The sequence below is a fragment of the Acrocarpospora phusangensis genome (genome assembly GCF_016862995.1).
Taxonomy (GTDB): domain Bacteria; phylum Actinomycetota; class Actinomycetes; order Streptosporangiales; family Streptosporangiaceae; genus Acrocarpospora; species Acrocarpospora phusangensis.
This window is the reverse complement of sequence record NZ_BOOA01000034.1, coordinates 81637-92369: the sequence shown is the minus strand read 5'-3', so window position 1 is coordinate 92369 and position 10733 is coordinate 81637. Positions and strand designations below refer to the sequence as shown.

Genomic DNA, 10733 nt, shown 5'->3' with positions numbered 1-10733 from the left:
CCCGTAGTTTTCACGGTGGGTCCCGTGGATCCGAGGCTGAGTCCCGTGGATTCCGCGGTGAGTCCGGAGGTGGGCCGGGCGGTGGGTTCGGCGGCTGCCGGGAGTTGGCCAGGGTGATGGCCGATGTGCCGATCATTCTGGCGCAGGCGCGGGACGTGCTCGATCAGATGCGGGAGCGTACCGGCGAGATCGCCGCGCGGGAGTGGAACCGGGGGGTGGCGGTCGCTGTGCAGACCACCCTGGATCCCGGCAGCGTACGCCGTCATCGGCGCAGGCTTCGGCTGGCTGGGCTGTCCGGCCTGGGCAAGGGCGGCCCCGCGTGGGTCGGCTGGTGGCGCGAGCAGCGCAGGTACGCCCTGGACGGCCGGGTCGACGAACTCGGCACCCGTGTCGCGCTGATGGTGGTCGTGCTGCTCACGGCGGGCGCGGACGTGGTCGGCAAGCAGCTGGCCGAGGAGAACCGGCAGGAGATGATCCGCCGCCGCGACGAGGCCGCCGACCAAGGGCGGGCGCTGCTGGCGCGGGGGCAGGAGGGCGCGCTCACCCTGTTCGGCGAGGTGCGCAGGCGGGCGCCCGTGCTGCTGCGGCGGTTCCTGCTGCTGCTCATGGACGGCGGCGACCGGGCCCGCGCGGGCGCCAAGGTCATGCGGGGACGGCTGCGGGAGCGGGTCGCGCGCCACCGGCACAGCCGCCGTACCAAGATCAAGTCTTGAGGCCGACTCCGCCGAGCATCGGGACGTCCGGGTCGCACGGCAGGATCAGGTCGTCGGGACGCCACCGGCGGACGCCCACCAGGCCGGGTTCGGCCAGAGTCAGCCCGTGGAAGAAGGCGGCGATCTCGGCGTCCCCGCGCAGCACGGCGGGGGCGCTGGCGCGCTCGTAGATGCGCTCCACCGGCAGCAGCGACGGGTGCCGCCGGGCATGCGAGAGGACCAGGCAGGAGCCGGGCGGGAGCGCCGCCATCAGGTCCGCCACCGCCTGGTGCGGCTCCGCCGAGTCGGGCACGTGGTGCAGCGTCGCGGCCAGCAGCACGGCCACCGGCGCGGACAGGTCGATCACCTCTCTGACCTGCCTGTCGGCCAGGAGGTCGCCCGGTTTGCGGATGTCCCCCGCGACCGCGCGGGTGCGCGCGTCCCTGGCCAGCAGGGCGCGGGCGTGGGCCAGCACCACCGGGTCGTTGTCCGCGTACACCACGCGGGCGTCCGGCCGGGCGCGCTGGGCCGTCTCGTGCACGTTCTCCCGGCACGGCAGGCCCGCGCCGATGTCGATGAACTGGCGGACGTCCCGCTCCCCGGCCAGGAACCTGATCGCCCGGCCCAGGAAACGGCGGTTGGCCCAGGCGGTCTCCCGGGCCAGCGGGACCCGCCGGAGCACCTCGTCCGCGCAGGCCCGGTCGATCAGCGTGTTGTCCTTGCCGCCGAGGAGGTAGTCGTACATGCGGGCCACGTTCGGGGTCCTGGCGTCGAGTCCCGCCGGTAACGGCGGAAGCGGGGGCGTCAGGAAATTCACGTCCCTAGAAAAAGGGATTAAGTCAGATTCAGGGGTAGCCCGCGCGGGTGGCCAGTCAAGGACGTTCAGGTATCAAGAGGGACCACGTAGACATTCGCGAACCACGTGCCCACGGACGCGGCGTGCAGATGCCCGGAAATGCCGCGATCCCCTTCCACCGCCATCACCGCGTGAATGTGCGGACGGCCGTCCACGATCTCCCCGGTTCCGGTCATCTCCGCGGGAAAGTCATAGTCGGTGATGATGTCCTTGGTCGCGTCGTGCGACGCCATCGTGGAGATGCGGAATGAATCGACACCGCCGATCAGGGAGACGATCGCGCCATTGGTGACGCCCAGGTCGGCGAGGCGGGCCCGGAGGGTCTCCACCAGTTCGCCGTTCTTGATTTCGATCAGATGCACGGGTCCACTCCGTTGAGGATCATGCCGATCGTGCGGATGTTCTCCGAGACCGGCTCCGAGCGCAGCGCGGCCCGCAGCGCCGAGGTGGTCGCCTCGGCCGGGTGCTCGCGCAGCAGCACCGCGGAACACCAGCGCGCGCCGGCGTCCCGCGGGTTGTACAGCTCCTTGATCAGGGCCTGCGGGCTGGTGCCGACCCGGTCGCCGACCGCGTTCAGGTACAGCTCGCGCACCTCCTGGTCCCGCCGGAGCGCGTGGGTGGCCGAGTCCACCAGCTCGGGCCGTCCCGTCTTGGCCACGATGCCGCAGGCGTTCACCCGCAGCACCGCCGGTCCCTCCTCCAGCCAGCGCATCAGCAGCCGCTCGCTGCCCGCGTCCCCGGCGGTGAACTGCGAGATCAGCAGGTCGGTCTCGTGCGAGGTCTGCACGGTGGCCAGCACCCCCGCGTCGCCGCCCGCGATCGAGGAGGTGATCTCCACCGCGGAGTCCCGGTTGCGCGCCGGCACCAGCGGGCCGAGCGCGCCGATGGCCGCGGATACCACGAACGTCCGTCGTTTCAATTGCCCGGACTCCAGCACACTCACATTCACCCCCAGCGCCGTGGCGAGATGCGGAAGCCAGAACGTGGGATAGCGCTTCCCGTTCTCCCAGCGCGACACCATCTCGCGAGTAACCGTAGACCGTCCGGAAATATCGCAACAAAGGCGAGCAAGCTCGGCTTGTGATAATCCGGCGGCTTCGCGGAGGTCTTTGATCAGGGGACCGATCGCCACAAACCCGATCGTACGCCGCAAACGCGGTGGGTGGCTTTGGAAAAAAGGAAGGGTCCGGGGTGGACGTGGGTCAGGCACGCCCACCCCGGACCGGGGAACAGCCGCCGGGGGGTCAACGCGAAGCGTCCGGCGGGAGGGGCCGGGCCCGGATGGACCCGGGGCCCGCCTCCCCCAGAGGGGTCCTTCTGGGGGAAGGCGGGCGGCTCTGGGGGATCAGGCGGGCGTGCAGGTCACGGCCGCGGGCACGTTGTTCGCGCTGGTCCAGGTGCCGTTGAACCCGAAGGAGGTCGAGGCGCCGGCGGCGAGGGTGCCGTTGTGGCCGACGTTGCGCACCGAGACGCTGGCGCCGGACTGGGTGGGCGTGCCGTTCCACATGTGGCTGATCGTCTGGCCGTTCGCGAACGCCCAGTTGACCGTCCAGCCGGTGATCCCGGTGGCGCCGGAGTTGCGCACCACGACCTCGGCGCCGAACCCGCCGGGCCACTGGTTCGTGATCCGGTAGGTGGCCGCGCACGCCCTCGTCCCGGGCGAAGGAGACGGCGAAGGCGACGGGCTTGGTGAAGGCGACGGAGAAGGCGAGGGGGACGGGGAGGGGGACGGAGAAGGAGACGGAGAAGGCGAAGGCGAAGGGCTGGGGGACGGGCTGGGGGACGGGCTGGGGGACGGGCTGGGCGAGGGGGACGGCTGGTTGCCCGGCGGGTTGCCCCAGATCTTCGTGGTGCCCGACCACAGGGTGATGTTGTTCACCCGCACCGGCGTCGAGCCCGGCGTCGTCGACACCCCGGTGTACGACCAGTCGTTCGACGGGTCCCACTGCTTGGCGCTGGCGATCCGGAACTGCACCTCGCGCCGGTGCTGCGACTGCCCGGCCGGCGCGATGGCCTGCCCGGTGCAGTCGATGGTCACGTAGTAGATCCGCCCCGAGTGCTGGGTGATCCCCGACGGCGGGCGGCACTGGTTGTAGTTGGCCGTGATCGTGATGTCCGCGGGCTGGCTGTCGCCGTCCAGCGTGAAGTAGTAGCGGAACGAGCCGTTGCCCAGCACCCGGGCCGGCCAGCCCGACTGGTTCCGCACCATCGTCTTGATCTCGGTGAAGTTGGTGCCCGACGCGTTCACCGACGCCTCGACGAAGATCTCGGCCGGGTCGGGGGTCTCGGCCACCGGGAAGTTGCTCAGCGGGGTGCCGCCGTACTCGCCGTACAGGCGGGCGACGGCGCTGGTGAAGCCGGCGTTGTAGTCGGTGGCGACCTCGTTCATGACGAAGTCGTCGCGCTTGTCGGTGTAGGCGTCGTTGGGGTCGGGCGGGCCGCCGACCAGGGCGCCGTACAGGACGTGGCGGGTGTCGACCGGGTTGGTCATCTGGTCGGTCCAGGAGCCGTGCGCGGTGCGGTGGTGCGGGTTCTTGGGGGCGTTGTTGCCGAACCCGATCACGTATGAGGAGTTGCGCGGGTTGTCGCCGAGGGCGTAGTCGATCTGGCGCTTGGCGAAGTCGTGGTAGCGGGTCTTGCGGGTGGCGTCGGTGATCGAGTCGCTGTGCACGAGCGCCGCGAACGCGGTGTTGGCCGCGTACCTGAGCGAACCCCACCGGTCCAGCACGGCCTGCCCGCCCGGCGAGTACGCGACGCGCTGCCCGTTGACCCCGACCGTCCACCAGTCGAGCCACCGGTTGGCGTCGTCCAGGTACTGCTGCTTGCCGGTGAGCTTGGCCAGCAGCACGTACGCGCCGTAGGACTTGTCATCCCAGGCGATCGTCCACTTGTACGACTTCGTGGTGCTCTGCGGCTCGTTGCTGAGGTTCGCGTACGCCGCCTCGGCCTTGGTCAGGTAGGACGCCTCGCCGGTGGCCCGGTAGAGCCAGAGCGCGCCCCAGACCAGCTCGTCGTTGAACCCGCTCCACGAGCGGTAGTAGCCGCTAGCATCGGTGATGCAGTCGCTGTAGGCGCGGCGCACGGTCTCGGCGAAGGTGTAGAGCTGCCGGGCGTGGGTGAGCAGCGTGTTCGCGTACGCGGCGTCGGTGGTCCTGAACACCATCGAGGAGGCCGCCATCGCCGCCGCCGTCTCCCCGGCCAGGTCGGAGCCGCCGCAGCTGGCGTCGATCCGGTACGCGGGCCGGTTCATGGCCATCGCCTCGGCCGGCCCCCACCAGGCGTGGTCCAGGCCGCCGTTGCCCACCTGGCCGTAGAGCACGTTGGCCGACGGGTGGGCCTTGATGAAGTAGTCGTTGACCCAGCGCAGGTTGTTCAGCAGGTGGGTCAGCTGGTTGCCGTACGAGGAGCGGTACTCCACCGCGCCCCAGGCCAGCATGGTCGCCGAGGCCGCCATCGGCAGGCCGAACTTGACGTGGTCGCCGGCGTCGTACCAGCCGCCGGTCAGGTCCAGGCCGACGTCCTGGCCGTCGGTGAGGCCGGAGTCGCCGCGCCAGCTGACGCGGTTCCAGCTGGGCAGGTCGCCGGACTGCTGGGCCTCGTAGAAGAAGAGGGATTTCTGCAGGGCTTCGCCGTAGTTGAAGACGGCGGCGGAAGCGGTGCTGGGCTGGAGGGTCGCGGCGGCGATCATGGCCACCACCGCGATGCGGAGCGTTCGGCGCATCGGAGCGTCCTTACGGAGGGGGGTCAGGGGCGCGACAGCGGGTCAGGCGCCGTCGCGCCCCGGCTTCGGCCGGCCCCCAGGCTCGGGGGCGATCGGGGTGAGGGGAGCGGGAGGGTGGTCGGGGGCGGCGGCCCGGTCGGGGGACCGCCGCCCTCGGGTGGAAACCGGCCGTCGGGCCGTTCCCCGGCTAGGAGGACTCGTCGTCGATCTCGGTGACGTTCAGGCCCGCCGAGAAGTAGAAGACGCCGCCGCCGGTGGCCGACAGGGTCCACGCGGCCGTGCCGTTGGCGATGTCGGGATCCTGGGCCGCGGAGATCGTGACGTTCTGGGCGATGTTCCAGTTGGCGGGGGTGAAGGTGAGTGTGGCCGGCGCGGCGGTCAGGTCGGCGTCGCCGCCGCTCCGCTTGGTGACGGCCACCGTGACGTTGGAGTTGGGGCGGAGCGACAGCCGTACCGCGGCCGTGGCGCTGGTGCTCTCCGCCACCATCAGCGCGGTCGGCGTCACCGAGACGAACCCGTCCGGCGTGAGGGACGGGCTGGGGGAGGGGCTGGGTGTCCCGCCGCAGGTCACCCCGTTGACCCGGAAGACGGTGGGCTTCGGGTTACTGCCGGTCCAGGTGCCGTTGAAGCCGATGCCGGTGCTCGCGCCGGTCGCCAGGCTCCCGTTCCACGGCAGGCTGGTGGCGGTCACCCCGGTGCCGGACTGGACCCAGGTGGCCTGCCAGCCGTGTGTCAGCTGCTGGCCGGCCGGGAAGGCGAAGGTCAGGGACCAGGAGGAGATCGGGTCGCCGGTGTTCTTGATCGTGATGGCGGCGTTGAATCCGCCGCGGCCGGGGCTCGAGGTCCACTCGGTCGAGGTGTAGGTGACGTCGCAGGCCACGGCGGCCGACGCGGGCGACTGCGCCAGGGCGGTCAGCACGCCGGTGCACATCGCGATCACAGCAACCCATAGGACGCTCCTCGGTGTGCGTGGGAGCGCTCCCGTACCAAGAGCTCTTTTGCGCATGAGTGAGGGTTCTCCAAAGTACGCCGGGAGCATCGAGCCGGATAAAACTAATCGGACCGATGCGAAACGAAGTGCAACTGGGCCTTGCTAGGATGGGAGCGCTCCCACATAGAATTGTGTGGAGTGCCCGAGTGATGTCAATCGAACGTCGTGGAACAGTCATGCCGCCGGGCTCGCTCTCCGTAAGGGGCGCAGCCCGGGCTGGTCTTTTACCCTGAGCCCCAGACGACGGGCTTTTTCCTGCACTGAAACTTTCAGTTGTTACCGACGGGTTTCGGCGGCGTCACCGCGGCGTCCGCCGCATCCGCCCGATGCGGCTAAGGTCGGCGGGTGGACGATTGTTTGTTCTGCGCCATCGCCAACGGCGACAAACCCGGACACATCGTGTTCAGGGACGAGGCGGTGGCCGCCTTCCTGGACACCCGCCCGGTCTTCAAGGGCCACCTCCTCGTGGTCCCCCGCCTACACGTGGAGACGCTGACCGACCTGCCCACGGACCAGGTCGGCCCGTTCTTCCTCCGGGTCCAGACCCTCACCGCCGCGGTGGAGTCGGGCCTGGCCGCGCGCGGCTCCTTCGTCGCCATGAACAACCGGATCAGCCAGAGCGTCCCCCACCTGCACGTGCACATCGTCCCCCGCAACCCGAAGGACGGCCTGCGCGGATTCTTCTGGCCCCGGACGAAATACGCGGACGACACCGAGATCGAGGCGTACGCGGAGAAGATCCGCGCCTGCCTCTAGCCGCCCGAACTGAGGCGGTAGAGCAGTTCTGGACGCCCGAGGCCCCCGTACTGGGGGACGCGGCCGGCGATGCCGGTCTCGGTCAGGTGCTCCAGGTAGCGCCGGGCGGTCACCCGGGACACGCCCAGCGAGGTGGCGACCGACTGGGCCGACAGGCCCTCCGCGGCCGTCCTGAGCTCGGCCACCACCGCCTCCAGGGTCGGCTGGGTCAGGCCCTTCGGCAGGTGGGAGCGGGCGGGACCGCGCAGCGCGGCGAACGCGTCGTCCACCTCGCCCTGGCCGCTGGCCGTGCCCGAGGCGTCCACGGAGGAGCGGAACCGCGCGTACTGCCGGAGCTTGTCGGCGAGGGCGGCGAACGTGAACGGCTTGAGCAGGTACTGGGTCACGCCCACCGACACCGCCGAGCGCACCACCGACAGGTCCCGGGCCGAGGTGATCACCATGACGTCGCAGAGGATGCCCGCGCCCCGGATCGCCCGGCACACCTCGAGACCGTGCAGGTCGGGCAGGTAGAGATCGAGCAGGATCAGGTCCACGGACTGCCGCCGCAGGAACCGCAGCGCCTCCCCGCCCGAGCGCACCACCCCGGCGACCTGGAACCCGGGCACCCGCTCCACGTAGACGCGGTTGGCCTCCGCCGTGATCTCCTCGTCCTCCACGACCAGCACGGAGATCATGCCCGTGCCTCCTCGGGCAGCGGCAGCCGTACGGTGAAGACGGCGCCCGCGCCCTCGGTCACCTCGATCGTGCCGCCCAGCCGCCGTACGGCCTGGGCGACCAGGGAGAGCCCCAGCCCGCGCCCGCTGCCCTTGGTGGTCCAGCCCCGCTGGTAGGCCAGCTCCAGCGCGTCCGGGCCGAGCCCGGGACCGCTGTCCGCCACCCGGATCTCGCAGACCCCGCCGGTCGCCTTCAGGCTGACCTCCACCCGCGCGGGCGGAGCGCCCGACATGGCCGCGTCCACCGCGTTGTCGATCAGGTTGCCCAGGATGGCGACCAGGTCGTGCGTGTCCAGCCCGGCGTCGCCCAGTTCGCTGTCCGGGCTGATGCACAGCTCCACGCCGCGCTCGCCCGCCTGCGCCGACTTGCCCAGGAGCAGCGCCGCCAGCACCGGCTCCCGCACGGTGGCCACCACCCGGTCGGTGAGCTCCTGCGCGGCCCTGAGCTCCTCGGTGGCGAACGCCACGGCCTGCGCGGGCTTGCCCAGTTCGACCAGGGTGATCACGGTGTGCAGGCGGTTGGCCGACTCGTGCGCCGCCGAGCGCAGCGCGTCGGCGAAGCCGCGTTCCGCGTCCAGCTGGCCGGTCACCGCCTGGAGTTCCGTGTGGTCACGTAGAGTGACGACGGTGCCGAGGGAACGGGCGCCGGAGCGCACCACGGAGGTGCTGACCACGAGCACCCTGTCCTCGGTCAGGTGCAGCTCGTCGCTGCGGTTCGCGCCCGAGGCGAGCAGCTCGGTGAGGGACGGCGGCAGTCCCAGCGCGGTGACCGGGGTGCCCTCCGCGTCCTCGGGCAGGCCGAGCAGCGTCCGCGCGCCGTCGTTGCAGAGCGTGAGCGTGCCCGCGCCGTCCACCAGCAGCAACCCTTCCCGGACCGCGTGCAGGATCGCCTCGTGGTAGTCGTACATGCGGCTCAGCTCCGACGGCCCGAGCCCGTGCGTCTGGCGGCGCAGCCGCCGCACCGCGAGCGAGGTGCCCGCCGTGCCCGCCCCGAGCCCGAGCAGCGCCGCGACCCCCGCCGCCCCCACCTCGTCGCGCAGCCTCCCGCTGATCTTCTCGACCGTGATACCGGCGCTGACCAGGGCGCGTACCCGGCCCGTGCTGTCCTGCACGGGCGTGATGGTCCGGATGGAGGGACCGAGCGTGCCGGTGTAGGTCTCGCTCTCCGTGCGCCCGGCGAGCGCGGGCGCGATGGTCCCCAGGTAGCGTTTGCCGATCTCGCCCGGCCGGGGATGGGTGTACCGCATGCCGTCCGGGCTCATGATCGTGATGAAGTCGACCTTGGTGTTGGCCCTGACCTTCTCCGCGTACGGCTGGAGCGTGGCCACCGGATCGGCGGAGTCGAGCGCGGCCAGCACCGACGGAGACCCGGCCACGCTCAGCGCGACCGCCCTGGTCACCCCGGTTGCGTCCGCCGCGACCAGATCCCGCGCCTGGAAGAACGCCATCGCCGTGCCGGCGGCCACCGTCACCACCACGACGACGATCTGAAGCGCGAGCATCTGCCTCGCCAGGCTCCACCGCCGCATGCGCTCTCACTTCCTCTCCGTCACTTCGGTGATGAACGAAATGTACGCAATGGTGACCCAGGTCACCGCCCCGGCACATAGTCACTGCGACATCCCCCATCCCTCACAAGGGAGCGTGACCGCCATGTCCGCGCCGGACATCCCGCACACCGAGCGGCGTGACCCCACCCGCTACCTGTACCTTGCCGTCATTATCGCGGTACTCGCCGGCATCGCGGTCGGGTTCATCGCCCCCGAGCTGGGCAAACAGCTGAAACCCGTGGGCACCGCGTTCGTGGCGCTGATCAAGATGATGATCAGCCCGATCATCTTCTGCACCATCGTGCTCGGGGTCGGCTCGGTCGCCAAGGCCGCCAAGGTCGGCAAGGTCGGCGGTCTGGCGCTCGGCTACTTCCTGGCCATGTCCACCGTCGCGCTCGCCATCGGCCTGATCGTCGGCAACCTCGTGGACCCCGGCCACGGGCTCCAGCTGACCGACGAACTCCGCCAGGCCGCCGCCGACGAGGCCGCCAAGGGCAGCGAGGGCGACACCACGGCGTTCCTGCTCGGCATCATCCCGACCACCCTCGTGTCGGCGTTCACCGAGGGCTCGGTCCTGCAGACCCTGCTGGTCGCCCTGCTCGCCGGGTTCGCGCTCCAGGCCATGGGGGAGCGGGCCGCGCCGATCCTGGCCGGCATCGGGCACATCCAGCGCCTCGTCTTCCGCATCCTCGCCATGATCATGTGGGCCGCCCCGGTGGGCGCGTTCGGCGCGATGGCGGCCGTGGTCGGCGCGACCGGCGTGGACGCCCTCACCAGCCTCGGCGTCATCATGCTCAGCTTCTACGCGACCTGCCTGCTGTTCGTCTTCGTGGTCCTGGGCCCGCTGCTGCACCTGGTGGCCCGGATCAACGTGCTCTCCCTGCTCGGCTACCTGCGCCGCGAGTTCCTGCTGATCCTGTCCACGTCCTCGTCCGAGTCGGCCCTGCCCCGGCTGATCGCCAAGATGGAGCACCTGGGCGTCAGCCGCCCGGTCGTCGGCATCACCGTCCCGACCGGCTACTCCTTCAACCTGGACGGCACCGCGATCTACCTGACCATGGCCACGCTGTTCGTGGCCAGCGCGACCGGCGCGCCCCTCTCGCTGGGCGAGCAGCTGTCCCTGCTGGTCTTCATGATGATCGCCTCGAAGGGCGCGGCCGGCGTGACCGGCGCCGGCCTGGCCACCCTCGCCAGCGGCCTGCAGTCGCACCGCCCCGAACTGGTGGACGGCGTCGGCCTCATCGTCGGCATCGACCGCTTCATGTCGGAGGCCCGCGCGCTGACCAACTTCGCGGGCAACGCGGTGGCCACCGTGCTGATCGGCAGCTGGACCGGCGAGTTCGACCGGGAACGCGCCGCCGAGGTGCTCTCCGGCCGCGATCCGTTCGACGAGACGACGCTCCTGGACGAGCACACCCCTGAGCCGGTTCCCGCTCCCCAAACGGTCTGAG

9 protein-coding genes and 1 pseudogene are annotated in these 10733 nt (G+C 70.8%); 3 read left to right on the top strand and 7 right to left on the bottom strand.

Going from position 1 to position 10733, the window contains the following annotated elements:
• Positions 1-125 precede the first annotated feature (125 nt).
• Positions 126-713 (top strand): hypothetical protein, encoded by a 588-nt coding sequence (locus Aph01nite_RS21145; RefSeq protein ID WP_204042663.1) that lies wholly within the window; start codon positions 126-128, stop codon positions 711-713.
• Here Aph01nite_RS21145 and Aph01nite_RS21140 read toward each other — a convergent pair.
• The 5 genes and pseudogenes from Aph01nite_RS21140 to Aph01nite_RS21120 form a co-directional block, all read right to left on the bottom strand.
• Positions 703-1509 carry an SAM-dependent methyltransferase gene (locus Aph01nite_RS21140; protein ID WP_239161855.1) on the bottom strand — a complete coding sequence of 269 codons (807 nt, stop codon included), beginning with the start codon at positions 1507-1509 and terminating at the stop codon, positions 703-705. The two genes, Aph01nite_RS21145 and Aph01nite_RS21140, sit on opposite strands and share 11 nt — an antisense overlap.
• 65 nt (positions 1510-1574) lie before the next feature.
• Entirely contained in the window at positions 1575-1910 is a 336-nt protein-coding gene (locus Aph01nite_RS21135; RefSeq protein ID WP_239161854.1) for a PCC domain-containing protein, read from the bottom strand.
• Complete coding sequence (locus tag Aph01nite_RS21130; RefSeq protein ID WP_204042662.1) at positions 1901-2680, bottom strand: helix-turn-helix domain-containing protein; 780 nt, start codon at positions 2678-2680, stop codon at positions 1901-1903. The genes Aph01nite_RS21135 and Aph01nite_RS21130 overlap by 10 nt, the downstream gene beginning before the upstream one ends.
• A 240-nt stretch (positions 2681-2920) precedes the next feature.
• Positions 2921-5269: pseudogene (locus Aph01nite_RS21125) on the bottom strand (glycoside hydrolase family 9 protein); the annotation flags it as partial.
• 187 nt (positions 5270-5456) lie between these two features.
• Complete coding sequence (locus Aph01nite_RS21120; RefSeq protein ID WP_204042671.1) at positions 5457-6200, bottom strand: cellulose binding domain-containing protein; 744 nt, start codon at positions 6198-6200, stop codon at positions 5457-5459.
• A 405-nt stretch (positions 6201-6605) separates the two neighbouring features.
• On the opposite strand from Aph01nite_RS21120, the gene Aph01nite_RS21115 reads away from it, so the two are divergent.
• On the top strand, positions 6606-7016 hold the full coding sequence (locus Aph01nite_RS21115) for an HIT family protein (RefSeq protein ID WP_204042660.1): 411 nt from the start codon (positions 6606-6608) through the stop codon (positions 7014-7016).
• On the opposite strand, the gene Aph01nite_RS21110 is transcribed toward Aph01nite_RS21115, so the two are convergent.
• Positions 7013-7693 carry a response regulator gene (locus Aph01nite_RS21110; RefSeq protein ID WP_204042659.1) on the bottom strand — a complete coding sequence of 227 codons (681 nt, stop codon included), beginning with the start codon at positions 7691-7693 and terminating at the stop codon, positions 7013-7015. The genes Aph01nite_RS21115 and Aph01nite_RS21110 overlap by 4 nt on opposite strands.
• Positions 7690-9261 carry a sensor histidine kinase gene (locus Aph01nite_RS21105; RefSeq protein WP_204042658.1) on the bottom strand — a complete coding sequence of 524 codons (1572 nt, stop codon included), beginning with the start codon at positions 9259-9261 and terminating at the stop codon, positions 7690-7692. Before Aph01nite_RS21105 ends, Aph01nite_RS21110 begins: the two co-directional genes overlap by 4 nt.
• A 124-nt stretch (positions 9262-9385) precedes the next feature.
• Between Aph01nite_RS21105 and Aph01nite_RS21100 the strand changes: the two genes are divergently transcribed.
• Positions 9386-10732, top strand: coding sequence for a cation:dicarboxylate symporter family transporter (locus Aph01nite_RS21100; RefSeq protein WP_204042657.1), 1347 nt, complete (start codon positions 9386-9388; stop codon positions 10730-10732).
• The last annotated feature ends 1 nt before the right edge of the window (position 10733 follow it).

What these genes read in the sequence shown, in the direction of transcription:
- Aph01nite_RS21120 (WP_204042671.1), bottom strand. Translation starts at nt 6,200, where the DNA reads ATGTGCACCGGCGTGCTGACCGCCCTGGCGCAGTCGCCCGCGTCGGCC.
- Aph01nite_RS21110 (WP_204042659.1), bottom strand. Translation starts at nt 7,693, where the DNA reads ATGATCTCCGTGCTGGTCGTGGAGGACGAGGAGATCACGGCGGAGGCC.
- Aph01nite_RS21100 (WP_204042657.1), top strand. Translation starts at nt 9,386, where the DNA reads ATGTCCGCGCCGGACATCCCGCACACCGAGCGGCGTGACCCCACCCGC.
- Aph01nite_RS21105 (WP_204042658.1), bottom strand. Translation starts at nt 9,261, where the DNA reads ATGCGGCGGTGGAGCCTGGCGAGGCAGATGCTCGCGCTTCAGATCGTC.